The sequence below is a fragment of the Luteolibacter sp. LG18 genome (assembly GCF_036322585.1).
Taxonomy (GTDB): Bacteria; Verrucomicrobiota; Verrucomicrobiia; order Verrucomicrobiales; family Akkermansiaceae; genus Luteolibacter.
The window spans coordinates 3771581-3796836 of sequence record NZ_AP024600.1 but is presented as its reverse complement, the minus strand read 5'-3'; the positions used below and the strand labels follow the sequence as shown (position 1 = coordinate 3796836).

General features: G+C 63.9%; 15 protein-coding genes and 1 tRNA gene. 3 read left to right on the top strand and 13 right to left on the bottom strand.

Annotation, left to right across the window (positions count from 1 at the left end):
• Positions 1–598 precede the first annotated feature (598 nt).
• Positions 599–10000 (bottom strand): Calx-beta domain-containing protein, encoded by a 9402-nt coding sequence (locus llg_RS15215; protein ID WP_338285535.1) that lies wholly within the window; start codon positions 9998–10000, stop codon positions 599–601.
• A 469-nt stretch (positions 10001–10469) separates the two neighbouring features.
• Between llg_RS15215 and llg_RS15210 the strand changes: the two genes are divergently transcribed.
• Positions 10470–11567 (top strand): site-2 protease family protein, encoded by a 1098-nt coding sequence (locus tag llg_RS15210; protein WP_338285534.1) that lies wholly within the window; start codon positions 10470–10472, stop codon positions 11565–11567.
• Here llg_RS15210 and llg_RS15205 read toward each other — a convergent pair.
• The 9 genes from llg_RS15205 to llg_RS15165 all read right to left on the bottom strand — a co-directional run bounded on the left by llg_RS15205 (position 11564) and on the right by llg_RS15165 (position 18658).
• The gene (locus tag llg_RS15205; RefSeq protein ID WP_338285533.1) at positions 11564–12049 is read right to left on the bottom strand and encodes a hypothetical protein; all 486 of its coding nucleotides are present in this window, start codon (positions 12047–12049) and stop codon (positions 11564–11566) included. The genes llg_RS15210 and llg_RS15205 overlap by 4 nt on opposite strands.
• A gap of 15 nt (positions 12050–12064) precedes the next feature.
• Positions 12065–12139 (bottom strand) — tRNA-Thr (locus llg_RS15200).
• 81 nt (positions 12140–12220) lie between these two features.
• Positions 12221–14515 (bottom strand): autotransporter-associated beta strand repeat-containing protein, encoded by a 2295-nt coding sequence (locus tag llg_RS15195; protein ID WP_338285532.1) that lies wholly within the window; start codon positions 14513–14515, stop codon positions 12221–12223.
• Between the two features lie 85 nt (positions 14516–14600).
• Positions 14601–15614: a COX15/CtaA family protein gene (locus tag llg_RS15190; protein WP_338285531.1), complete on the bottom strand. Its 1014-nt coding sequence runs from the start codon at positions 15612–15614 to the stop codon at positions 14601–14603.
• 60 nt (positions 15615–15674) lie between these two features.
• Positions 15675–16673 carry a TIGR01777 family oxidoreductase gene (locus llg_RS15185; protein WP_338285530.1) on the bottom strand — a complete coding sequence of 333 codons (999 nt, stop codon included), beginning with the start codon at positions 16671–16673 and terminating at the stop codon, positions 15675–15677.
• Positions 16670–17158: a DUF393 domain-containing protein gene (locus tag llg_RS15180; RefSeq protein WP_338285529.1), complete on the bottom strand. Its 489-nt coding sequence runs from the start codon at positions 17156–17158 to the stop codon at positions 16670–16672. The genes llg_RS15185 and llg_RS15180 overlap by 4 nt, the downstream gene beginning before the upstream one ends.
• Positions 17159–17162: 4 nt before the next feature.
• The gene (locus llg_RS15175; RefSeq protein ID WP_338285528.1) at positions 17163–17648 is read right to left on the bottom strand and encodes a hypothetical protein; all 486 of its coding nucleotides are present in this window, start codon (positions 17646–17648) and stop codon (positions 17163–17165) included.
• 24 nt (positions 17649–17672) lie between these two features.
• On the bottom strand, positions 17673–18086 hold the full coding sequence (locus llg_RS15170; protein ID WP_338285527.1) for a hypothetical protein: 414 nt from the start codon (positions 18084–18086) through the stop codon (positions 17673–17675).
• 50 nt (positions 18087–18136) lie between these two features.
• On the bottom strand, positions 18137–18658 hold the full coding sequence (locus llg_RS15165) for a MarR family transcriptional regulator (RefSeq protein WP_338285526.1): 522 nt from the start codon (positions 18656–18658) through the stop codon (positions 18137–18139).
• Between the two features lie 209 nt (positions 18659–18867).
• Here llg_RS15165 and llg_RS15160 point away from each other — a divergent pair, with 209 nt between their 5' ends.
• Entirely contained in the window at positions 18868–20190 is a 1323-nt protein-coding gene (locus tag llg_RS15160) for an SGNH/GDSL hydrolase family protein (RefSeq protein WP_338285525.1), read from the top strand.
• Between the two features lie 246 nt (positions 20191–20436).
• Entirely contained in the window at positions 20437–21705 is a 1269-nt protein-coding gene (locus tag llg_RS15155; RefSeq protein ID WP_338285524.1) for a GDSL-type esterase/lipase family protein, read from the top strand.
• 183 nt (positions 21706–21888) lie between these two features.
• Here the strand turns inward: llg_RS15155 and llg_RS15150 are convergent, their stop codons facing one another.
• The 3 genes from llg_RS15150 to llg_RS15140 all read right to left on the bottom strand — a co-directional run bounded on the left by llg_RS15150 (position 21889) and on the right by llg_RS15140 (position 25213).
• Complete coding sequence (locus llg_RS15150; protein ID WP_338285523.1) at positions 21889–22800, bottom strand: ThuA domain-containing protein; 912 nt, start codon at positions 22798–22800, stop codon at positions 21889–21891.
• 111 nt (positions 22801–22911) lie between these two features.
• Positions 22912–24072, bottom strand: a complete 1161-nt coding sequence (locus tag llg_RS15145) for a Gfo/Idh/MocA family oxidoreductase (protein ID WP_338285522.1) — start codon at positions 24070–24072, stop codon at positions 22912–22914.
• A gap of 97 nt (positions 24073–24169) precedes the next feature.
• Positions 24170–25213 (bottom strand): sugar phosphate isomerase/epimerase, encoded by a 1044-nt coding sequence (locus llg_RS15140; protein ID WP_338285521.1) that lies wholly within the window; start codon positions 25211–25213, stop codon positions 24170–24172.
• Positions 25214–25256 lie beyond the last annotated feature (43 nt).

The following is a 25256-nucleotide window of genomic DNA, read 5'->3' as shown; positions in this document are numbered from 1 at the left end:
GTTTTGAGCACCTACGCAAACGGGGAATTTCCATTCCCCAAAATGGAAACCAAAACGATTTCCAATTCAGGGAAGCAAATGGCGGTTTTGTCGCAAAGGGTCAATGGCAAAACGTTAGAGAACTGGTCCGTTCGCGCCCGATCAGCGTGGTTGTTGAGTTTGTCGGGTAAAAAAATATCCCGAACCCGATTCCCCATTTGCGATTTAGCCAACCTTGGTTGCGCTCGAGTCAAACCCCCAACCGATCAAGCGACCCAATCCTATATCCATTCAATGATTCCGCATCATCCACGCCAGCTCATCTCTCCATATGCAACCGTAACCGACCAGGCATTACCGCTACAAAAATTGGCATTACACCTACGGATTTCCAAAGTTCCGACCCCAAAAATCCTTCAAACCACCTTGGCCCCACCTGGTAGACTCCTCCACTCGAGAAGTCGCAATCATGCATCCTTTCCACGATTTCAAGACGCGCATCGGCCAAGAAAATTTCATTCAATTTATCATGATTTCACAAATTCGCTTTTAGCGAATCCACAACCCTCCAAAGGTACCGCCGCGCCATCGGCGCGGCATCATTCCGAAGGGCTGGTCCTCAATTCCTCTGTACCTTGAGGTGGAGGAAATAACTCGCACTGCCTGCCGCGGAATCCGGGCAACCCACATCCACTCCGACCCGGCCACCGGACGGAGTCCCGACCGTCAGCCGCGGCGTTCCGGACGCCTGCCAGGTCCATGCCGCCGTGCCCGCCTTCCCTGCCAAGGCATACCACGAACCACCCAGCAACCCCGTGCCCTCCACCGTGTAGGTGAGATCGGCGGGCGTGGGATCGGGCAAGTCGAGGTGCAGCGCCATCGGAGTCGCCCCCGGCTTCAAGGCGGGCATCGCCGTCTTGCCATCGAGCGGGTCGGTCCCCAGGCCATACTCCATCAGGTTCGAAACCCCGTCGTGGTCCGGATCAGCCGCGTCCCCAGCCACCAGCGGATCGTTGGCCGAGGCCCCGAACTTCGTCTTCTTCCACGCATCCACCGGCAGATCGGCGATGGTCACCGTTCCGGAAACCGTGGCTCCCAACGTGTAGGCGGCATCGGAAGTCGCGGTGAAGATCGCGGTTTCATCCCCTTCCGCCGTGGCGTCCACCACCGGTGTCACCATCACGTCCACCGAGGAAGCCCCGGCGGGAATCGTGACCGACGAGCCAATGGAGCTGTAGTCGGTGCTATTGCCGGCGGTGCCGGACAACGAGCACTTCACCGTCAGCGCGGACAAGGTCGAGCCACTGCGTGAAACCGTAAACTTCCCAGCCACCGGTCCCTTCTCCGCCGCATTCGGCAGCGGCGTGGAAACGGTCACCACCGGCAGTGGCGAGGTCACCGTGGCCACCATGTCGTCGAAGGTCTTCACCTCGCCATCGGAACCGATGAGGCGGAGCGTGTAAATACCCGCCTGACTGAAGGATGCGGTGGTACTTGGCGAGGAAGCATTGCCAAAGTTCGTCGTGCCCGGCCCGGACACTTGGCTCCAGGTGGTGGTGAGCGCGCCCGGCGACACCGGCTTGCCGTCATCGGCCGCGGTGCCGGCCAGCGTGGCATTGGCTGGCAGCAAGACCGGCTGATCGGCTCCCGCGTTCACCAGCGGTCCGATGTTCCCGGCGTAGCCGAAGCCGCTGACACTGTCGAAGGTCGCCGTGTTCAGCGCCGTATTCGAATTGCTGCTGCCATTGCACACCGCGAAACCCACCAGCGCCGTGGCCGGCATCGATGCCAGCGTGTAGGACCCGCTGCCCGTCCACGTCAGACCATCGTCCGAGTAATAGCCGTAGAACACATTGCCCACGCGCTGGAGACGCAACCACACCGGAGCCGCCTTCTTGACGGACGAACCGGTCACGATGCTGGCCCCGGAGGACGAACGGGACATCAGATAGGTGGAGAAGCTCGACGACGTCGCGCTCTCGTTCGTCATCGTCGCCTGCACGTTACCAGCGGCGGTGCTGGCGCGGGCCATGAGCGCGGTGTGATCGGAGCTGGAGGACTGCGATTTGCTCACCAACCGGGCCTTCACGTCGAAGTCCCCCGTCAGGCTCTGGTAGTAAAAATTGCACTGGTCGCTGGTGCCATAGATGTCCGCACCGCTGCCCGAAACGGTGTAGGTGCCGTTCGACACCGATCCGGATCCCGCCAGCGGCGGCGAGCCGATCCCGGCATTCGTGAAACTGCCGCCCGCCACCACGCCGACATTCACCGTCACGTCCGCCGTGGTCGTGACGCCGCCGTCGTAGGCGGAGAGCCGCAGGACGTAAGCTCCGTTTGCGGAAAACACCGCCGTGGTGTTCAAGGCGTGCGTGTCACCGAAGGTCACGGTGCCAGGACCACTCACCATGCTCCATGTCGTCACCAGCGCGGATGGCTGGCCGTCGTCGCTGGCGGAGGCTTCCAGCAGCATTCCCACGCCCGCGGGAATACTCGTGCTAGCGACCGTCGGCGACGTGATCGTCACCACCGGGTTCACATCGTTGTCCGCGATGGTAACCGTTCCCGTCACGGTTCCGTTGAGGCCGTAGGTCGGATCAGCCGTGAGGGTGACAATCGACGTTTCACCGCCGGTCTCCTGGAGATAGTCATCGATCGGAGTCACCGTGATGGTGGCGCTGGTTTGGCCTGCCGGAATGGTCACGGACCCGGACAGCGTCTGATAGTCGGTGCCATTGGTCGCCGTGCCGGAAATCGTATAGAACACGGTGAGGGCGGACGCAGTGGAGCCACCGGCCCGCGTCACCGTGAACGCGCCGGTATTCAGCCCCGCCTCGGCCGCGTTCGCATCGGTGGTCGCGAGGCTCACCGTGGTGATCGCCGTGTTCACCGTGACATCATCGAAGGTCTTCACCCAGCCATCGTCCGCGGTCAGGCGGAGAACGTAGGTGCCGGAGGCGGAGAAGGTGGCCGAGGTGGCGGCGATCGCCGCATTCCCGAAGGTCGTCGTGCCGGTGCCGGAAATCTGCGACCACGCCAGCAGCGGGGTAGAAAGCGGCTGTCCGTCATCGCTGACGGTGCCCGCGAGATTCACCGACGAGGTAGCCACGGTCTGATCGGAACCGGCGGACACCAGCGCGCCCTTGTTCGCCAGCGGCGTCACCGAGAAGCTGTCGAAGGTCGCCGTACAGGTGCTGCTGGTGTTGTTCGCACATAGGCTGAGACCGATGTAGGTGTCCGTGCCCATGGTGATGGTGGCGGTGGACTGGTCGCTCCACGTCACGCCATCGGCCGAGGACGCACCGGTGAGCACGTTCCCCACCCGCGAGATCCGCACCCAATACGGTGCCACCGGTCCGGCGGTGTTGCTGTTGCTGCTGCTACCGTCGGTGGACGAGCGCCATTGCATCGCGGTGCCGTTTCCCGGTGTCACCGACATGAACGCGTGCTTCGACCCCGCGGCCAGCGATTCACGGATCATCACGCCCGGCTTCGCCCACCCCGAGGTGTTCGTCACCGAAAGCACCCGCGCCGTCACCGCCACATCGCCGTGCGCACGTTCGAACGCAAACCGGAACGAGTCCGCGCTGTTCCAAAGATCGCCGCTCCGGCACGCCAGCGTGTGCACGCCGGTGCCCTCGTTCAGGGCATAGGTCCCCGCGCTCACGCTGCTGCCAATGTCCTTCGCCACCAGCGTGTCCGTTCCGCCGACATTGACCGTCTGGTCCGCGGTCGAGGTCTGGTTTCCATCGTAAGCCGAGAAGCGCAGCACATAGGTGCCTGTCGCGGAGAAGGTTGCGGTCGTATTGAGAGCCGCCGCGGTTCCGAAGGTCACCGTGCCCGGCCCGCTCACTTTCGTCCACGAGTAGGTCATCGGCGATGGCAGGCCATCATCGGTGGCAGTAGCCTCCAGCAGCAACCCGGCACCCGTGGGCAACACCACCCCGGGATTCACCGGACTGGTGATCTGGACGAACGGCGCGAAGTCGTCGTCCTCGATGGTCACCGAGGCGAAATAGGACGCGCCCAGCGCGTAGCTGGAACTCGTCGAAAGCGTGACCAGCACGTATTCATCCCCCTCGCTGGCCAGGTCGTTGACCGGCGTGAGCGTGATCGTCTTGCTGGCGGAGCCCGCCGGGATCGTGACCGAGGTGCCGATCGAGGTGTAATCCGTGCCACTGGTGGCACTCCCCGCCACCGTGAAGTTCACGGTGAGTGCGCTGGTGGTCGCGCCGGTGCGGGTCACGGTGAACGTTCCTGTCGTCGTCCCGGTCTCGGTCGCGGTGTCGTCGGTCGCCACCAGCGTCACCACCGGCATGTCGTCGTCGACAATCGTCACCGTGGCCGCGGAAGGAGAACCCACGGTATAGGCTGCGTTCGCCGCGAGCGTGACGATCACGGTTTCCGAGGACTCGGCGGTGGCATTGTCCAGCGGAGTCACCGTGAGCGGCGCGCTGGAGGCCCCCGCGGGAATCGTCACCGAGGTCCCGACCGCCGTGTAGTCGCTGCCCGAGGTCGCCGTGCCGGAAACGGTGAAGTTCACCGTGAGCGGATCGGTCGCAGGCCCGGTGCGGCTCACCGTGAAGGTGCCCGTATCCACCGACGAGGGACCTTCGGTAGCCGTGGCATCGGTGGCCACCACCGTGACCGTGGGCGTGTCGTCGTTGAGGATCGTGTAGGTGTGCGACGAATTTCCACCCATCACCGCGCCGGTGGCGTTCGAAAGCCCGATGACCACCGTCTTGTTCGCCTCGATCACCACATCATCCACCACGGCGAGAGCGATGGACTTCACCGTTTCCCCGGCATTGAAGGTCAGCGTGCCGCTGGCGAGCGTGTAATCCGCCCCGTCGGCAGCCGTGCCTCCCGTGACCGCATAATCCACCGTGACCGGAGCCGTGGGCGCGAAACTAAGCGCCACCGGGATGTTCACCGGGCTGGAAGCCTCCGGACCCGACGATGCCGTGGCGGCGAAGCCCAGCGTCGGTTGGGAAGGCGGCACATCGTTGTCAGAGATCGAAAGGATGTGCTGCGAGATCGAGCCGAGTCCGGCATTGCCCGCGTTCACCAGCGACACCACCACGGCCTCGGTGGTCTCCACGATCGCGTCATCGGTGATCGAAACAGGAATGTTCAGCGTGGTCGTTCCCGCCGGGAAAGTCAGCGTGCCGCTCGCCAGGGTGAAATCCACCCCGCTGCCCGCGGCATTGGTCACCGATCCCGAGCGCCAGATGAACGTGGTGCCGCTCGACGAGGTCAGCGCGCAGGTGCCGTGGCGCGCGTCATCGAACAGACTCTCACGGATCATCACGCCGGCCTTGGTCGAGGACGCGCCGCCAGTGATACCGGTGACGCGTGCCGTGATCGTGCAATCGCCGGTGACCGGCTGGGACACCAGGTAGCAGGAATCCGCGCTTCCGGAAATGTTGTTGGTCTGCGCCTTGAGCGTGTAGGTCCCGGAGGCCACCGACCACGTGCCCGGCTTCGGCGTGTAGCCCACGTCGGTGCCGGTGAAGGATCCGCCCGCCGGGGTCACCGTGACGTTGTCAAAGGTGGCGGTCACCTGCGAGGCGCTGCTGTTGTTCGTGCCCAGGCACAGCCCGACGAAGGCCGTGTTCCCCATCCCCACCGTCTGGGTGGAACCCTGCTGCGTCCAGGTCGTGCCATCGGGCGAACGATAAGCGGCCACCGTGCTGCCGGCGCGGACCATCCGCACCCAATACGGTGCGGTGAGCCCGGAGCTGTCGTTGTTGGAAGCGCTCAACGAACCGCTTCCCACCACGTAGCCGACTGTCACCGGATTCGCGGACGCCGCGGAGAGGCTCACCGGGATGCTCACCGTGCCCGCGCCTTCCGACGTGGTGCTGGCCGCCACGTTGAAGCCCACCGTCACCGTGGAGGTGTCGTTGTCCCCAAGGTAAAGCGTGGCGGGCAAGGGCGACCGGGAATACGTCCCCGGAGCCAGCGACATGATGATCGTTTCAGTGCCTTCCGCGGTGGTGTCATTGATCGGCGTGATGGCCACATCGACGAACGAGGCTCCCGCCGGAATCGTCGCCGTGCCGCTGAGCGTGGTGTAATCGGTGCCATTGGTGGCCGTGCCGCCCATCGTGTAGTTCACCACCAGCGGATCGGTGGTCGCACCGGTGCGGAGCAGCGTGAACTTGCTACCGGTCGAAGGCTCGGCCGGAGTGGCACTGGAAGCATCCACGAACACGGTCGGCAGGCTTCCATCGTAGAGCCACATCGCCGCGCGGTCGCTGGACGGCCAAGTCACGTAGGACGCGGAAGGCGTGATCGAAACAGTGACATCCTCCAGATCCTCCGCGGTGCCATCGTTGGTCGGAGTGAGGGTCACGTCGAAGGTCCGGTTGCCGCTGCCCGCCGTGATCGTCACTGAACCGCTGGGCGTAACGTAGTCGACGCCCGACGTGGCGCTGCCACCCAGCGTGTAGTTCACCGTGAACGGCGTGGTCACCACCCCGCTGACCGCAAAACGGAAAATCCCCGCGGTACCGGACTCGCTGAAACCATCCTCCGCCGCGGCCACCGAGACGAAGGGCTTGTTGGTGGTGTTGCTCTTGATGGTGAGCGTGCTGGTGGCATTGCTGCCGAGCTTATAGTTGCTGCCAAGCGATCCGAGCAGCAGCGTGACGGTCTGGTCATCCTCCAGGATGCCGTCATCGATTGGCACGATCGTCACCGCCGCAGAGTTTTGTCCCGCCGGGATCGTCACGGAGCCGGGCAGGATGACGTAGTCGACACCCTGCAACGCGGAGCCGGCCACGCTGTAATAAAGCGTGAGGTCCTGCGAGGTGTCACCCGTGCGAGTCACCAGGAAAGTGCCGTTGTCAGCGGGACTCGCCCCTTCCGTAGCGATCGAATCGGATGCGGAAACAGTGATGATCTGGAGATCGTCGTCCACGAGGGTTGCGGTCGCCGCGTTGAGCGGAGAAGCCTCGATGAGATACGCCGCGTTCGACGCCAGCGTGACCACCACGGTCTCATTCGTCTCCGAGGCGTTGTCGTTCACCGTGGCCACCGGGATGTCCACGGAAGACGCACCGGCCGGAATGGTCACGGAACCCGGCAGAGCGGTGAAGTCGCTGCCGCTGGTGGCCGTGCCAGTGACGCTGTAATTGACCGTCAAAGCCGCAGCGGTGCTGCCGGTGCGGCTCACGGTGAGCAGCGCGGGAGATCCGGAGTTTTCCACCGTGGTCGGGACGGCCGCCACGATGCTGACCTTCGGCACCGTCGTGTCATTGTCCAGAATGGTGACCGTGGCCTCCTGAGAGCCTCCGATGACATAGGAGGCATTCTGCGCCATCAGCAGCCGCACCGTCTCCGGACCCTCGGCCGAGGTGTCGGTCTTCGGCGTCACGGTCACATCCAGCGAGGAAGCTCCGGCGGGAATGGTCAGCGTGTTCGACGAGATTGCCGGTGCCAGCGTGTAGTCCGCACTCGTCGCGGTGCCGGTGACGGATTGCATGGTCACCGCCAGCGCGCTCCCCGTCGGGCCGGTGCGGGTCAGAGTGAATTTCCCGGTCGATCCGGCCAGATCCTCGGTGCAGGTCGGCACCGAGGCGGTGAGGGTCACCACCGTGCCCGCCACCGTCTCGAAATTGGCATCGGCCGTGTTCGGTCCCACCGTGATCGTGGAACCGAGGCTGCCATTGAACGTGTAGCCGTCCAGGCGCGGAGTGATCGTGTAGTTGCCCGCCGCGAGCCCCACCAAGGTGTAGTAGCCGTCCGAATCGGTCATGGTTTCCTTACCCGTGGTCGCCACCGGGATGTTCGCCACCGGCTGGCCGCCTTTCGTCACCCGGCCACCGATGCTGAAGGTGGTGTTGGTGCCAACATTGATCACGACACTGCGCACCGTCGTCTTTCCCTTCATGTCGGACACCGTGCAGGTCACCTGATACTGGCCGGCGGAGCTGAAAGTGCGGGTGATCGAGGACGCATTCGGCAGGGCCGTCTTGTCGCCGTTGCCGTAGCTCCAATAGTAAGACAGCGCATCGCCATCGGGATCGCTGGCGGTGGCGTTGAACGTGACGCTCGCGCCGACCGGCACATTGGTCGCCGAGGCATTGAGAGCCAAAGTCGGTGCCTGATTCGCCGGGAACTGGCCGAGATTCACCACCACGTCCACGGTCTTCGGATTGCCGTTCGCGGCGGGCTGCACCGCCACCGGGGTCAGGTGGATGCCGGACTCGAAATCGGAAAACGTGCGGCCCACGATGATGTTGCCGTCGGCCTTGCCATTGATCGACCCGGGAGTGGTGTCGATGAGCTGGTTGTTGCTGCCGCCCCCCGAGGGATACTTCCATTCCAGACGGATGCCATTGGCCTGCCACGGCTGGTTGGCATCGGCGTCGGAAAGCTGCCGCACCTCGGCGTAGTAGGTCCGCAGCGGGTCCTTCACGATCTTCAGCCCGTAGCTGCGGGCAGGGTCGAGCACATTTGAATCCTGCGCTGCCACCCGGTAGGTCCCACTCGCGGCCACGCTGGTCAGGTTGTCCGCGGTGAACCACTTGATCTGCTCCTTCGCGGCAATATTGTAGTGGCCGGTGGAAATGCTGCCGCCGCCCATGATGTCGAAGTCATCGCCGTACTCCTGGTTCGCGCCATTGCCGGTGCCGTTCGAGCCATCGGTGGAATCCCAGAAGTTCGCGTGCGCCAGACCGAAAGTGTGCCCCATCTCGTGGGCCACCACCTCGCGCCAGGTGGAGCTATAGATCCACACGCTGTTGCCGCCGACCGAGCCCCAGCCGCCCGCTCCGCGGGAAACACCGTAGGCGTAGGACTGGAGCACGATGATGCAATCGTAGTTCGCCGGATCGTAGCCGAGCGCCTTCGCCGCCGCGCGGGCGTCACTGTGGGTGAGACCGAGGCAGTCGATGCTGCCGCCGTTCGCCGAATCGTTCGCCTGGTACCACTTGCCGTCGTGCGGCATCATCACGCAGGGCGTGACGGTGGTGGCGATCATCAGCTTTCCGAAGGACGACTTGTTGTAGTAGTCGCTGATGTCCTTCATCGTGTTGTAGGCGTTCGCCTCCGTGGTCGGGGCCACGTTCTCATCCGGGAAGGTCGCGGGAATGTAGAGCACCCGCATCACCCCGAGCGCCTTGGTCGAAACGTAGGGCAGCGGGCCGTTGTAGCCCACCCCACCGCCACCCACGCCTTCCCCGGCGATGAGCTGGTTCTCGTAGATCGTCGTGTGGGAACCGTTGCAGAGGTAGACGACCTGGCCCTGCGCCTCCACCACCGGCTCATTCTCCTTCACCGCGGCATTCGCCTGATCCGCGGGCAGGGCGGTCGAGTTTCCCGAAACCGGGCAGACCTCCACCTTCGGCAAGGCCGGGTCGGGACGCTCGCCGACCTCCAATGGACGCACCGGACTCGGATCCAGCGCGAGCTGGGCCATGCCTCCCTCCGGCCGGATCGCCACGCCGTTCACCGAGCGGTTCGGCTTGTAATCCATCAGGAACTGTTCGCGGCCCGAGGTGTAGGCCTGGTAGGTCACGCCGTCGTTCAGCTCCAGGTAATGCACCGAGGGCACCACCGGCGAACCCGGCAGCACGGTGTTCGCATAGGTCCGGAGGGCCCCCACCCCGCGCACCCGCTCCTCGAGCTGCGCAACCAGCCTCGCCGGAAGGTCCTGCCGCACCACCATCGGCACGGCTTCCTTCAACGCCCGCTCCGGATCGGCCTTGATCAGCTTCAGAAACTCGGGCCGGCGGGCCTTCGCCAGGGCAAGCCCCTCGTCCACCTTGGCCGACCGCTCATCGGCAGACGCCATCCTGTAACCCCGCGACCACGCCGCGAATGCCTCGATCTTCGAGAAATCCACCGGACCCTCGGCGGCCAGCGCCACCGGCTCCTTCGCCAGCGCCTTCCGCTCTGCCGCGGCATGACGTTCCAAACGATCTGAGGAAGATCTCGAGTGCTCGAAAATCAAAAAGCCGAGGGCGCACGCGCCACAGGCGGCGAGCATTGGAACAAGCCGGGAACGACGGGACATGGGTTTGGAAAGCCTGAGAGAAAACAAACAAAAACAGCGGTCTACGGCCGAAATTGAGCCCCCTGCGTCATGGCAAAGGTCCCCCACGGCTCGAAGACACCTGTCGAATCAAACAGCGAATCGGACAAAAAAACGGAGAATCTCGCGGACGCGGCGGCCCTGTCGAATGGCCGGTGCGATCACCGGCCCTGGGTTCTTGGGTTTCTGGGTTTAATGCAGACGAACGAGTGGTTCACGGACGGTTTCCCACCCTAGAACAATGCGGGCATTACTCCCGCAAAGCCGGGTTAGAAAGTAATTTCGATGGATTTGACCGAAATGACCGCCATTCGCGCGCAATCGATCTAAAACCAAGGCATCCCCTGCGTAAAATCCCCCACTCCCGGGGCCGCCATCGGCGAAATCCCCGATCCCCCCACTGTCACCAAAAGCCGCGTGTCCTCCCCGCCCATCTGTGTTAGAATGAGGTGTGAAATGGTCGATTCCCATCGCGAGGATCGCCGGCACGGTGGTGAAGGTCCACGTGACCTTCCTGCTGCTGCTCGCGGCGGTCGGCATGATGTTCTTCGCCAATGGAGGGCCCGCCGTGGCCGCCGGAGCACTGGTGTTCACCGGGGCGTTGTTCCTGTGCGTGCTGCTTCATGAGTTCGGCCACATCTTCGCGGCCCGGGCCTTCGGCATTCGCACCCCGGATGTCACCCTGCTCCCCATCGGCGGTCTGGCTCGCTTGGAGCGCATCCCGGAGCGCCCCGTCCAGGAACTCATCGTGGCCCTCGCCGGGCCCATGGTGAACGTGGTGATCGCCGCCATCCTGATCGCCATCCTCGGCATGCCGGACCCGAACATGCCCCAAACGATGGATTTCTCGTCCGCCGCGAGCCTCGGTCAGCGGCTGATGGTGATCAATGTCTGGCTGGTGGTCTTCAACATGATCCCGGCCTTTCCCATGGACGGTGGCCGGGTGCTGCGCGCCCTGCTGGCGATGTTCCTGCCCTACGCGAAGGCCACGGCGATCGCCGCCGCCATCGGGCAGATGCTGGCGGGCCTCGGAGTCATCCTCGCCCTGATGTGGCTGCACCCGATGTTTTTCCTGATCGCGGTCTTCATCTTCTTCGCGGCGCGGGGCGAAAACGAGTCGGTCCAGACCAGCGAGGCGATGCGCGACCTCACGCTCGCCGACGCGATGATCACCGATTTCCACACCCTGCCGCTCGAAGGTCGGCTGCAAGATGCCGCCGACGCCCTGATCGCGGGGTCCCAGCACGATTTCCCGATCCTCGCGGCGGATGGATCGCTGGCGGGCATTCTCACCCGTGGGCGTTTGGTCGAGGGGCTCACCCACCACGGTCCGGACCATCCGCTGGCGGACCTGATCCTGACGGACATCCCCAAGGTCTTCCCCGCCACCCCGTTGAAGCAGGCTTTCGAAGTGCTCCGCTCGATCCCGTCGGAGGTGCTACCGGTCCGGGACTCCCGCGAGCACGCCGTGGTGGGCCTGCTCAGCGCGGAAAACATCGGCGAGTTGCTCCTGCTCCGGCACGCACTAGCAGAATGGAAAACACATTAAGCACAACCGGAACGCCCCGCCCCCATCGCCCTCAAAAGGCCTAGGTAGCCCCCGGGAACCTCCGTGGTTTCCTCGAATTCCGGCTCATTCCCCCAAACAATCACTCCGTCATCCCTTATGGCATGAAATCCGTAGCCACCATCCAACGACAACCCGACAGGCAAATGGCGGTCCCAAAAGGCACGGATTTCTTCAGCCCAGCTCTCATCACTTCCGGCACCTTCCAGCGATTGGAGTTCCCACTCATTCCACGCGAAAGCGGAATCCCCCTCTCCTGCATAGTCCTTCGAGGTGAGCAACCAGCATGTGGCATCGCCAGAGATCATTTCATCAACCTCTTCCAACACCTCGAGTATTTCCGCAGGTAGCCACGGATACCGGGCGAGAAGACTTGCGGGAACTGGACGCTTTGTTTCGTTCGAGACCCGTCTCCACCCTTCCTTCTCCAATCGTTCCAACTCGGTTTCGAAATCCGGACTCATGGATACACGGGAAACTGGAGCCGGTTATCGGACTTGAACCGATGACCTGATGATTACAAATCAACTGCTCTACCACTGAGCTAAACCGGCATGCCTCCTTGCGGCGACGCGGGGAGTATCCCTATCGGAGCACGGGGGGAAAGAGAAATTTCACCCCCGCACCGGGCCCGTTCAAGCCCGGCGTCGGCGGGCCAGCAGCGTCAACGAACCCAGCGCGCCGAGCAGCAGGCTGGCAGGCTCGGGCACCACACTCAGCACGCCGGTCCCTTCGGTGAAGGTGTAGCTCGTCCCGCCGAACGTGCCGGTCCAGTCGTCCGTCGGCAGGTTGTAGGTCAGGCTGTTGCCACCCACGCTCACCGAGGTGAAGTCGCCCGTGAACGTGCCTGCGTCGAGCAGGTTGTAAACGCCCGTCTGGGTGATGTCGTAGCCGTTGTAGCTGACGATGTTGAGAGCCCCCGTCAGCGAAAAGGTGCCGGTGACATTGATGTAGTCCGAGTCCGTCCCCGCGACTCCACCGTTCCCCGCCAGCTCCAGCGTGGTGATCGTCGTACTAGCATAGGCCAGGTTGCCCGTGACGTTGAGGGTGCCGGGGCTGAATCCCGGACCGACGTTGCCATCCGCGGTGAGGGTCTTCCCTGCGCCGATATTGATCGTTCCCCGACCGGAAATATTGCTCTGGGTGAACGCGGATTTCGACGTGACATCCAGCACGCCGGTGGCACCGCCGCTCGTGCCCAGCACCAGGGAATTACTGATGGTCGAACTCACCCCGAGCGCGAGCGTGCCGCCCTGCACGGTGGTGGTGCCGGTGTAGCTGTTCACACCGGTGAGTGTGAGCGTGCCCGTGCCCTTCTTGGTGAGACCGCCGTCGGTGGCATTGTCGCCGCTGACGTTGCTGTGGACGAGGGCTTCCGCCACCGTGACGTTCACGCCGTTGGTGTCGATGATCGCACCGCCGTTGCGGACGTTCGCCCGATGGCTGCCGGTCTGGTTCAGATCGAAGAAGGTCGTGGTCGCGGTGGTGGCTTTCAGCGTGCCGCCGTTGAAGTTGAACACACGCGTGCCCCCGTTCGCCGTCGACTGGACCTTGGGCGTGGTCAAGGTGCCACCATCCAGATTGTAGGTGTAGGTGCCGGAGCCCGCCACCTGCATGTCGAGGTAGCCGGTGCCGCCGGAGGTCGTGCCCGCGTCGCTGAAGAACGAGACGTTGCCGCCGCTCTGGGTGAAGGTGTTGATACCGGTGTTCCCCGCGCCCGCGCCGAAGCGGACCTTCGAGTTGTTGTAGAGGTTCAGCGCGCCGCTGCTCACGTTCACCGTGCCCGCGGCCGTCCCGAAGGTGCCGATGTCCATGTTCGACGCGGCGGTCACCGTGCCGACATTGAACGTGCCGCCGTTCACCGTGACCGTGCCGGTGGCCCCGTTGCCCTGCCACCCCACCAGCACGAAGCTCTGGGAATTGAGGGTGCCCCCACTGACATTGACGAAGCCGGAGGGCGTGGAGGCGACGCTGTTGTTCGTCCGGCCGAGCGTGATGCCATTGATGGTGGCGGTGCCGGCGGTGACGTTGAGCGTGCCGCTGGCCGTGATCGCGCCGTTGGCATCGGAACCGCCCAGACGCATTTCACCCGCGGCAGTGAACGTGCCGCCGTTCACGTTCACCACGCCGGTGCCGGTCTTGTAGCCCACCCAATACTGGGTGCCGGTGAAGCTGGCGGAGCCGCCGGTGATCGTGAACGTACCGTTGCCGCCGTTGCGGCCCGCATAAAGATTCGTACCATTGAATGTGCCGCCCGACACGCGGATGAGACCATCGCTGCCCACGTTGTTGTCGCCGAGCCAGACGATGCCGGTGTTGACCGTGCCGTTCTCGAGATTGAACGTGCCATCGCCGCCGTTGGTGCCGATCAGCATGCCGATGGTGGTGTCCTTCGTGGTCAGGGTGCCGGTCGTGTTCATGTTGAACACGCCGTTCGTCGTCCCGCCGTTGCCGAGGAGCAAGCGGCCGCTGGTGGTGGACGTTCCGCCGATCGTCAGGCTGCCGCTGCCCGTTCCGAAACCAGTGATGCCGGCTCCGGTCGTGGAAGTGTCCGCCAGGTTGTAGGTGCCGGTCGCGGTCCCGGCATTGCCGAGATACATCCAGTTGCCGAGCCCGGTCGTCAACGTGCCCGCCCGATGGTCCACGCGGCCGTTGGTGCCGGTGACACTTCCGAGAACGATATCCACCGGGGTGAAAGCCGAGTCCGCGGTGATCGTGGCGATGTTACCGGTATTGGTGTTGATGACGGCATTCCCGGCGCTTGGAAACGCGTCCGTCGTCCAATTGAGAGGATCATTCCAATCCGTGCTGGTGTCGCCCACCCACGTCTGGGCGGCAGCCCCGGCGTGCTGGGTCGAGATTCCCGCGAATGCGATGGCGGAAAGGAAAATCCGGACGGGAAACGGTCGGGAGGAGATCTGGGGGCGCATGGCAATGAGGGCGTCCCAGTCCATGGGACCCCGTTCATTGGCCGATCCGGCCTCTCGCTTTCAACGCCCCCGCCGCTGATGCGGATCAGCTCTCGGCAGGTGGTTCTTCCACCCGCTTGCTCCACGCACCAAAGAGCCAGAGCCAAATAAAGACAAGCAGCACCGCAGCCAACACGACGTGTACCACCTGCACCCATGCATAGAGATGGACCTGCGACATGATGACGCCCAGCACCATCTGGGCGAGCACAATGCCAAGCACCGCACGCCCCACGCGACCCGGATCACCGTGGCGTTTCGCCAGCGTGAACACCCACAGCGTCACCACCAGCACCACCCACGAGAAACTGCGGTGGATCAGGTAAATCCACGCGTGTTCCAGCTCCCCGATCCACTCCTCCTTCGGCGCCGCGTGATGGGCCTTCGCCATCTCATCCGTGATCTCGCGGATCTGCGCGCCCATGATCCCCTCCCCCACCACCACCGCCAGCAGCAGCAGCAGCGCCCAACGGAGTTTCCCCAGGGCCGCAGGTGCGATGGCGACCCGCCACGGTTGGTCCGTGCCACGCCACGCGCAATACGCCAGCAGTCCAAACATCGCCATCGCCAGCGCCAGATGCGTCGTGATGATCCCGGGCTTCAAGCCGCTGTAAACAATCCGCGCACCCATCCACGCGTTCACGCCGATGAGCACCAGGCTGCCGAAGGCCGCCCAAAAAACCAGCGGGCGCTTCTCCCGTTGCCAGAACGACAGGATGAACGTCGCCAGCGTGAACACCGACAGCGGCGTGGTGCACAGCCGGTTGAGATACTCCGTCCAGGCCAGACGCGGATTGAACTCCGCCCGCAGCGTTGCCGGCGTAATGGTGGCCGGATCGCGCCCCTCCCGCGCCGCCTTGTCCTTGAACTTCTCGATCTTGAGCTTCGAAAAATCGACGTCCTCGACCTTGGTCGGCGGCACCAGGCAGCCCCAGCACGTCGGCCAATCCGGGCAGCCCATTCCCGCCCCGCTGACCCGAACCACCGCTCCCGCGACAATCAGCAGCACCAGGGAACACAGCGCCGCGACGGCCACTTTTTGAAAACGTGCCAGAGGCATGCGCGGAGAGTCGGGAAGAGCCCGGCGCGAGGCAAGGACAAGGTGGCTCGAAGCCCCCGCTCAAATCCGCCCCGGCAACCACGCCCGCGAACCGATCGCCCGCGAGCCGATGGGACGGAAAAACTCCTCCATGCCCTCGTGCGCCCGCAGGTCCGCGATCGCCTCGGCGATGTGCCCGTGCTGCCAGCGGAACCCGGCCTCGCGCAAGCGCCGCGGGTCGGCCCAGCGGCTTTTCAACACCAGTTCGGTCTCCGTCCGCAGCACTTTCGCGCCGATTTCCAGCATCCAACGCGCCGCGGGCAGACCCACCGGCATGCCGGCGGCCTCGCGGAAATGGCGCATCAGCTCCGCGTTGGTCGGGAACTCCGGAGCCGTCAGGTTCACCACCCCGTCCATGAACTGCTCGTGACGTAGGAAATCGATCGCCCGCAGGAAATCCCCGATGTGGATCCACGAGACGCGCTGCGTCCCCTTCCCCATCGTGCCGCCGAGCCCGGCACGGACGAGACCGCGCAGAACCTCGAACACGGTCTCGGGCTCGTTCGCCAGCACCATGCCCGTGCGCAGCGCGATCTTCCGCGTCTCGCCCGGGACCATCTCATCGAAAAACGCCAGCTCCCAGCGCCGCGCCACGTCCACCGAGAACCCCTCGCCCGGTTCGCCGCGCCATTCATCCTGCGGGGCGTCCTCGGCATGGCGGTAGTAGGTCGCCGTCGACGAGTTCATCCACAACTTCGGCGGCACCCGGCACCCGCGGATCGCCTGGCCGATGATCCGCGTCGAGGCGAGGCGCGATTCGAGGATGTCGCGGCGGTGCGCCTCATCGTAGCGGCAGTTCACGCTGCGCCCGGCGAGGTTGATCACCATCTCCGCGCCCTCCAGCGCCAGCGCCCACGGCCCCAGCGTGCGGCCGTCCCATTCCAAGAACACCCCATCGCCGCTCCAGCCCCGCTTGTGGCGCGCGATCGCCACCACTTCGTAGCCTTGGCGGGTGTAATGGCGGGCCAGATAGCGGCCCAGGAAGCCATTGGCACCAAAAATCACGACAGCAGGTTTCATCGATCGACGGGAGTGAGGGGTTCGGGAAAGGAAACGCGTGGCAGCGCGGGCGGCAAGCCGCATCCGCCTTGATCGCAATCCGGAGTGACGGTTTGGCGAATGAAATCCTCCAGTTCGTCATCCGTGGAGAGGTTCAGAAAGGTGGAGAGTCGCAGGCGGTTCTCCGAAATCAGGCCGACGGCCTTGACCACCAACGGCTGGAACACCGGAGCCGCCAGCCGGTAAGACCAAGCGATGTAGTCGCGGGTGGCCCACAGGCAGGTCAGCCAGGCCCCCGGCCCCTGCCACCAGCGGCCATCGTCGGCGAGCACCACCACCTCCCGGTCCGCCCGCACCTCGCGGATGCGGGGAAAGAGCTGCAGGGCCTCCTCCGAGTTGTAGGGCACGAAGCGGATCGACACCCGCGCGGGCTGGGTCATGAGCCACCGGCGGAACCGACAGCACAGCCCGCAGCGGGCATCGAAGAAGACAGTGAGCGTGTTCATAGGTTCAAGCAGGGTTCAACAGATCGGTCCGGTTCTCCGCCATGTGGCGCAACTGACTCTCCTCCAGCATCCAAGCCACCAGCGCCGTGATGATCCCATGGAGGCCGGGCACCATCATCACCATCAGCATCTGCCACCCCAACGACCCGTGAACCATCACCCACGCGGGAAAGGTCCCCATGACCAAACCGATCAAGCCCACACGCCTCCAGCCCCAGCAGCGACGGTTACGGGGCCAGAACCAATAGACGGGAAGAGCCAGCAACACCCAGGCAACTCCGCAAACCAGCGCAGTGATGGCCGCCCACGCCGGCAGGAATTTTATCGCCCGATCCAGGTCGCCGAGGTTGAAGGCCGCCACCACGCAAAAACCCGTGAACCAGGCGACAACCATTCCGAGGAATGAATGCCTCACCCGCCTTCCCCTGCCGGTTTCGCGCAGGCATGCGATCAGTTGAGGATCAGGGGTCATGGCGGCTCGGAGATTCATGGCTCACATCAGGTTGTGTGGTTATCAGCGTTGCGGCATCACCGGAGGCTGCTGCACCACACCCACATGCGGCACCGGCGGCGGAGCCTGCTCCCAGGCCGCGCGCTTCCGCATGCGAGTGAAGACCAGCAGGTTGAAGAAGTGCATCACCCCGAGGGCCAGCATCACGATGCCGATCTTCGAGCTGACCGTTTCAAAAATCCCGCGGGTGTCGTTCACGTCGCCGGTGACACGCAGGTAGAGCGAAACGAAACCGAGGTTCACCAGGTAGAAGCCCACCACCAGCAGGCGGTTGACGCTGTCGGCGAGGTGCTCGTTGCCCTTGAAGCATTCGACCAGGAACACCCGGCCATTGTGGAACAGCGTGCGCGCGACCCAGATCGTCAAGGGCACCGCGATGACGAGGTAAGTGGCGTAGGTGGCGATTGTCGGATTCATTTGTTTTTGTGTTTTCAGTATTTTCTGAAACTTTACTTCAAATAAAAAGCTCATCCCAGCAGCTTGGCGGCTATCTGCACCGCGAAGCCATGCTTCATGCGGGAAACCTTGTCGGCCACCTTGGAGGCGAAGCCGATGAATTCCTCGAGTTGGCGGATCTGGTCGTGGAACGCCTTTCCCTCGGCCGACTTCATGTCGACCGTGCTTTCCGAGCACTTCGCGAGCAGGGCCATCGCGGGATCGATTTCGCGGCGCTTCCGCTCCCTCGTCACGATGCTGAAAATCTGCCACACATCCTTCTCCGCTTCGAAAAACTCCTTCCGCTCCCCCTTTTTCGCCACGATGCGGACCAGCCCCCAGGCCACCAGTTCCTTGAGGTTGGTGTGGGCATTGCCGCGGCTGATGCGCAGCTCCTCCATCACCTCGTCGGTGGTGAGCGGATCCATCGCCGTCATGAGCAGCGCGTGGATCTGCGCCATCGTGCGGTTGATCCCCCACTGGGTGCCGAGCGCGCCCCACTGCGTCACGAAGTCCTCGCGGGCTTGCTTCAGGGTTTCGGCTTCGGCACTCATCTTGTTTTCACTATTTACTGAAAATTCCGACAAACAAGAAAAATGTTCCATCATGGGGATGGAGCGGCGGATTGAAGAAAATCCGCGGGGCAACGTCGAAGTGTCCAGACAATCATCCGCTCCCCGCGATGCGACTTGCGCGGTTCCACCGTGCATTTCTCCCGCCGCGCCACGGTGGATTTCCCGCCACACCCACGTAGGTTTCCCTCATGTCCGGCAAATGGATCTCCATGCTCGCCGCAACCGCGATGGTCGCCCTCCCCGCAGAGGGCTTGCCGCTGCGCATCCTCTCGATCGGCGACAGCCTCACCGAGGAATACGCCTTCGAACTCACCTTCAGCGCGCCGGATTCGAACCAAACGAACGCGAACGTCCGCAACTGGCCCGAGCTACTCCGGATCTACCGCCCCACCGAGGCCAGCCTCGGTCCCTACGAGCCCACCGGCTTCTCCTACGCCGACCTCCGCAATGCCGGGCACGAGTGGAACTTCGGCATCCCCGGCATGACCATCCGGAACTGGGTCATCCTGCTGGGCACCGATGATCCCTTCAATCCCCCCTCCGGCGAAGCACTCGGCTACGGCTACTACGCCACCCGTAGCGCGCTGATCGACCAACTTCCCTCCGCCGAGGTGGTGGTGATCGTTCTCGGATCGAACGACCTGAAACAGGACTACAATGACATCTTCAATGGCACCGAGCCCGCCAATTTCTACACCAACATCACCAACCGCCTCTCCGCGATCCACACCTGGGTCCGCCAGCGCCGCCCCACCGTGCCGATGGTGATCGCCACCATCCCGGACGTGGGTGCCACCCCGGTGATCGCGAACACCTACAGCGATCCCGTCCGCCGCGCCTCGGCCCGCGCCAAGATCGCCACCCTCAACCAGAACATCATCAACCTCGCCGGCACCAAGACCCTGACCACCGTCGCCCGGCTGGACCAGCTCTCGGACCGAGTCTTCGACGAGATCCCCTTCCAGCTCAACGGCACGGTGTTCACCCTCGCCGGAAACCCCGAGAACCCGCCGGACCGCGTGTTCTGCAAGGACAACTTCCACGCCGCCACCGTCGCGCAAGCCCTGATCACAAACAAGATCCTGGGAGCCTGTTCGACGATCACCGGCCGGGCCACCACCCCGTTTCCGAACCGCGAGATCCTCCAGATCCTCGGACTGAACCCGGACGCCCCCTACAACACCTGGGCCGCCACCTGGCCGGGCCTCGGCGCGCAAACCGCCGACGACGACCGCGATGGCATCCCGAACCTCGTGGAATACACCCTCGGCACCTCGCCGCGCCTGACCTCGTCCCCGTTCCAATTTCCCACCCCCACCACCCTGCGCTTCGGCACCTCCAGCCCCGCGCTGCGCTACGCCTCGCTCACGGTCACGGAATCCACCAATCTCACCGCATGGTCCCCCGTCCCCACCAACCGCATCACCGTAGGCGTCGACGGCACTTGGACCATCGCCCCCTCCGGCGCCTCGAAAACGTTCTACCGCCTGACCGCCTCGCCCCTCCCATAAGGAGTTGAGGCTTCAGCCGAGGAGGGTCTTCCGGGAGGCGGAGTCTCTGGAGATTTTAGCCGCAAAGAGGCGCAAAAAGGAAGAGTTTGAGCCCCGGGATACACACGGCGAAACCCATCTTCTCTTCCTGAACACTGAAAACCAGCAAACTCTTCAGGCCTCCGCCTCCCGGAAGACCCTCCTCGCCTAAAGGCTCAACGCCTCTCCACCCGTGACAGCCGCGGGATTTCCGCTACCGTCCGCCTCATGCGACCCGTGCGATGGCTGATCCCGCTCCTGCTGGTGACCGCGCCGGTGCAGGCCGCGGTCAAGATCTTCGCCATCGGCGACAGTCTCACGGAGGAATACACCGACGAAGCCACCATCGCGGGCATCGGCACCAATATCCACAACTGGACCGAGCTGATCCGCACCTACCGCTCCACCCAAGCGAATCTCGGCACCTTCAAGACCAGCAGCTACCTCGACTGGCGCACCAAGGGAGCCTCCGCCAATTTCGCCTTCCCCGGTTTCACCACCACCGACTGGCTGCGGATCATCAACACCACGTCGACCACCAGTTACGATGGCAAAACCCGCAAGGCGATGCTCACCGAGCTGGCCACCTCGAACGTGGCGGTGATCTTCCTCGGCGCGAACGACCTCAGCGATGTCTACGGCAGCGTCTTCAACAACACCGAGTCCGCCACTGCCCTCAGTGACATCGTGACCCGCCTCGCGACGATCCACGATTTCATCCGCACGAACAAAGCCGCGATCCCGATCGTGATCTGCACGGTGGCGGACATCGGCGCGACGCCGAGCAAGGCAGCGACCTACAGCGATCCGGCGAAACGCCTCACCACCCGCGCGAAGATCGCCGCCTTCAACCAGTCCATCATCACGATGACCCAGGGCAAGGGCGCGACCGTAGCCCGCATCGACCGCCTCACCGACCGCGCCTACGACGAGATCCCGTTCAATCTCAACGGCACCGTCTTCACCCTCGCCGGAGCCTCCGGAAACCCGGCGGGCCGCGTCTTCAGCCAGGACAATTTCCACCCCGCCACCGTCGGGCAATTCCTGATCCTGAACGAGGTGCTGGCCGCCTGCACCACCGCCACCGGACAGCCACTGAGTTCGTTCCCCAACCGCGAGATCCTCACCGATCTCGGTTTCAACCCGGACGCTCCCTACAACACGTGGCAAGCGACCTATCCCGGGCTCGGCGCGGCAACCGCGGACGATGACAAGGACGGCCTCCCCAACCTCGTGGAATACACGCTCGGGACCTCGCCGCAATCGCGCTCCAATCCATGGACCTTCACCCTGCCCGCCAATGGCACGATGAAGTTCACGCCCTCCGCCACCGGCCTGCGCTACGCCAGCCTCACGGTGATGGAATCCGCGAACCTGAGCACCTGGACCGCGGTGCCCGGCAACCGCATCACCATCGCCGGTGACGGCTCACGGACCGTGAGCCCCTCCGGCAGCGGCAAAGGCTTCTATCGCCTCAAGTCCGAGGTGAAGCCGTAGCATTGTAGCCGGAAGCTCCCGCTTTCGGATGGTATCCGCCAGCTCCAGTTGGCGGTGCCGACCGGCCAAACGACGATTTCCGGCCAACGGCTACGGCGATCCTGCAACAAACGAAAAAGCAAAGCCCCTTCCAGAGCTTTGCCTTGTCGAAAACGTGCGCTGATCGCCGGATTTCTCGATCGATCAATTCTTCACATCCACCTGGTAGTCACCCAGCGCCCACTGGATGCCGGCGAGGTAATGCTTCAGCACGAGCGGATTGAAGTAGATGTCGTGGTTGTGGCCCAGCGAGGAATAGAACACCCGGCCCTTGCCGAAGTGCTTCGCCCACGAGATGCCGAAGTCCTTGTCGGTGCGCTTGATGCCTTTGAGGTCCATCGGGGACTTGTCCGTGTCGAGGCGCAGCACCACGTCCTGCTTCTTCGAGTCATACGGCGGCGACTTCATCTGGTAGATCTCCTCCTTGAACTCGATGTTCTTGCCCTCGAACATCGCCACCAGCGGGTTCTTCTCCTGGCCCGGCTCCACCTTGATGCTCACCAGCGTGCCAGCGGTCCACGGGTGCCCGTCGAACTGGCCGCCGATCATGTCACCGTATTCCGGCCACTTGTAGAAGGTGTCGGTCGCGGCGTGGATGCCCACGAAGGCCCGGCCGGACTTGATGAAATCGAGCAGGTTCTTCTGCAGGCGGGCGCAGCGTTCCTCGGCCTGCTTCACCTCGTCCGGGCTCATTGTCTTGAGCTTGTCCGGATGCGGCATGAAGACCTCCAGCGTGGTGCTCAGGAAGCACACACCGTCGAAGCCCTTCAGCTTCTCGACTTCGAAGTTCTCCAAGTCGTCACTGACCACCGCTTCGAAGGCGCCGGTCTTCTTGCCGAGCTCGGTGAAGGCCATGTGGCCGGTTTCGATCGAGTCGTGGTGGAAGCCGTTGGTCACGGAGAAGACCAGCAGCTTCCGCGCCTTGGCGGGCTTGGCGTAGGCCTTCTCGGGAAGGGCGGCGGCGATCTTCTGCGCGGCATCCGCTGGCGGCGCGGCGTGCGCGGCGGACAGCGAAAAGCCCGCGAGAACGGACAGGAGGGTCAGGGCGGTTTTCATGGATGGCATGCGATGGTTTGGACTGGATCCCTCCATCCCGGAAAACCGCGACGGAGGGGAAAAGAAAAGGCGGAGCCGTCCAACTCCGCCTTTTCGAGAGGGTTTACCGGCTCAGTCGAGCGGCGTCCAGGTGGCGTTCGCCTGGGAGGACGCGACCACGGCGTTGATGAACGCCATGCCGCGGACACCGTCGGCGATCTTCGGGTAATCGAGGATGGGCTCATCCTTGGCGATTTCACGGCCTTCCAGCGTGGCGCGGATGTGGCCGGCGAAATTGCGGTAGATGTTCGCGAAGGCCTCGAGATAGCCCTCGGGGTGACCGGCCGGGATGCGGGCGGCGGCGGCGGCGTTCTTGCCAAGGTAGCCGAGGCCGGTGCGGTAGATCTCGGTCGGCTTGTCGAGCCACTTCACGATCATCGTGTTCGGCTCCATCTGGCGCCATTCAAGGCCGCCGAGTTCGCCGTAGACGCGGATGTTGAGGTTGTTCTCCTCGCCCGCGGAGATCTGGGACGCGTGGAGCACGCCCTTCGCGCCGCCCTTGAAACGGAGCAGCACGTTGCCATCGTCATCAAGCTGGCGGCCCGGCACGAAGGCGGTGATGTCGGCAGCGAGTTCCTCGATCTCCAGGCCGGTGATGTATTCGGCGAGGTTCTCGGCGTGCGTGCCGATGTCACCGATGCAACCGGCGGCGCCGCTCTTGCTCGGATCGGTGCGCCACGCGGCCTGCTTCTGGCCGCTCTCCTCGACGCGGCTGGACAGCCAACCCTGGGGATACTCGACCACCACCTTGCGGATCTTGCCGAGCTTGCCCGCGGCGATCATGTCGCGCGCTTCCTTCACCAGCGGATAGCCGGTGTAGTTGTGGGTCAGGCCGTAGAGCTGGCCGGACTTCTCGACGATGCCCTGGAGTTCCTTGGCCTCGGCGAGGTCGAAGGTCGCGGGCTTGTCGGACAGGACGTGGAAACCGTTCTCCAGCGCGTATTTCGCCGGCGGGAAATGGACGTGGTTCGGGGTGACGATCGCCACGAAGTCCATGCGCTCGCCTTCCGGCAGCTTGGCCTCGGACTCGATCATCGTCTTCCAGTCCGGATAACAACGATTCGCCGGCAGGAAGAAATCCGCGCCGGAGTCTTTCGAGCGCTGCGGATCGGAGGAGAAAGCACCGCAGACCAGTTCGATCTGCCCGTCGAGATTGGCAGCCATGCGATGCACGGCGCCGATGAAGGCACCGCGGCCACCGCCGACCATGCCCATGCGAATTTTACGGCTCATGAAATGAAGTTATAAGTTATTTGTTAGAGGTTATTGGGTCAGAGGCGCGCATGGGGATTTCTTCCCCAATAACCTCTAACCCATAACGTCCCGCGATTTACTGCTTCGCCTTGTCGAAGGCCGCGTCGAACGCGACATTGCTCGGCGCGAAATCGATCTTACGGACGAAGGCCGCGGCCTCCGTGCCACCGTGGACGCGATCCATGCGGATGTCCTCCCACTCGACGGAGAGCGGGCCTTGGTAGCCCACGTCGTTGAGGGCGACAATGACGTCCTCGAATTTCACGTCACCGCGACCCGGGGAACGGAAGTCCCAGAAACGGCGGGCGTCGCCGAAATCGGTGTGGCCGCCGAAGACACCCACGCTGCCGTCGCCATGGCCCCACCACGCGTCCTTCACGTGGCAGTGGAAGATGCGGCTGCCGAAGGTGCGGATGAACTTCACGTAGTCCACGCCCTGGTAGCCGAGGTGGGACGGGTCGAAGTTGAAGCCGAAACGCTTGTGGCCGCCCACGGCCTCGATCGCGCGCTGGGCGGAGACGATGTCGAAGGCGATCTCGGTCGGGTGCACCTCGAGGGCGAAGTTCACGTCGTTCTGCTCGAAGGTGTCGAGGATCGGCAGGAAGCGCTTTGCGAAATCCTGGAAGCCCTTCTCGTAATAGGCCTGCGTGGTCGGCGGGAAGGCGTAGATCGAGTGCCAGATCGAGGAGCCGGTGAAACCGTTCACCACGGCCGGGAAGTCGTCCTTGCCCTGGCGGCCCGGCTTGGCGTTGAAGAACGCGCGGGCGGCCTTCGCGGCGGTGGCCATGTTCTGGGCCGCACGCTGGCGGACACCTTCCGGGGAACCGTCACCCCAGATCTCCTCGGACAGGATCGACTGGTGGCGCTCGTCGATGTTGTCGCAGATCGCCTGACCCACGAGGTGGTTCGAGATCGCGAAGCAGGTCAGGCCGTGGTCGGCCAGCAGTTCCCACTTCTCTTTGACATAGGTCGCGGAGGACGCGGCGGCTTCAACGTCGAAATGGTCGCCCCAACAGGCGAGTTCGAGGCCTTCATAGCCCATTTGCTGCGCGAGAGCGGCGAGCTTTTCGAGGGGCAGGTCGGCCCACTGGCCGGTGAAGAGTGTGACAGGGCGTGGCATGGCAATGGGATGGAATAAAATCGACGCTAGGGAGTGTTCCCGC

Bases quoted from the DNA above. Each gene is read 5' to 3' on its own strand.
- llg_RS15170 (WP_338285527.1), bottom strand. From the start codon at position 18,086: ATGAATCCGACAATCGCCACCTACGCCACTTACCTCGTCATCGCGGTG.
- llg_RS15190 (WP_338285531.1), bottom strand. From the start codon at position 15,614: ATGCCTCTGGCACGTTTTCAAAAAGTGGCCGTCGCGGCGCTGTGTTCC.
- llg_RS15150 (WP_338285523.1), bottom strand. From the start codon at position 22,800: ATGAAAACCGCCCTGACCCTCCTGTCCGTTCTCGCGGGCTTTTCGCTG.
- llg_RS15180 (WP_338285529.1), bottom strand. From the start codon at position 17,158: ATGAACACGCTCACTGTCTTCTTCGATGCCCGCTGCGGGCTGTGCTGT.
- llg_RS15145 (WP_338285522.1), bottom strand. From the start codon at position 24,072: ATGAGCCGTAAAATTCGCATGGGCATGGTCGGCGGTGGCCGCGGTGCC.
- llg_RS15185 (WP_338285530.1), bottom strand. From the start codon at position 16,673: ATGAAACCTGCTGTCGTGATTTTTGGTGCCAATGGCTTCCTGGGCCGC.
- llg_RS15160 (WP_338285525.1), top strand. From the start codon at position 18,868: ATGTCCGGCAAATGGATCTCCATGCTCGCCGCAACCGCGATGGTCGCC.
- llg_RS15175 (WP_338285528.1), bottom strand. From the start codon at position 17,648: ATGAATCTCCGAGCCGCCATGACCCCTGATCCTCAACTGATCGCATGC.
- llg_RS15155 (WP_338285524.1), top strand. From the start codon at position 20,437: ATGCGACCCGTGCGATGGCTGATCCCGCTCCTGCTGGTGACCGCGCCG.
- llg_RS15195 (WP_338285532.1), bottom strand. From the start codon at position 14,515: ATGCGCCCCCAGATCTCCTCCCGACCGTTTCCCGTCCGGATTTTCCTT.
- llg_RS15165 (WP_338285526.1), bottom strand. From the start codon at position 18,658: ATGAGTGCCGAAGCCGAAACCCTGAAGCAAGCCCGCGAGGACTTCGTG.
- llg_RS15205 (WP_338285533.1), bottom strand. From the start codon at position 12,049: ATGAGTCCGGATTTCGAAACCGAGTTGGAACGATTGGAGAAGGAAGGG.
- llg_RS15140 (WP_338285521.1), bottom strand. From the start codon at position 25,213: ATGCCACGCCCTGTCACACTCTTCACCGGCCAGTGGGCCGACCTGCCC.
- llg_RS15215 (WP_338285535.1), bottom strand. From the start codon at position 10,000: ATGTCCCGTCGTTCCCGGCTTGTTCCAATGCTCGCCGCCTGTGGCGCG.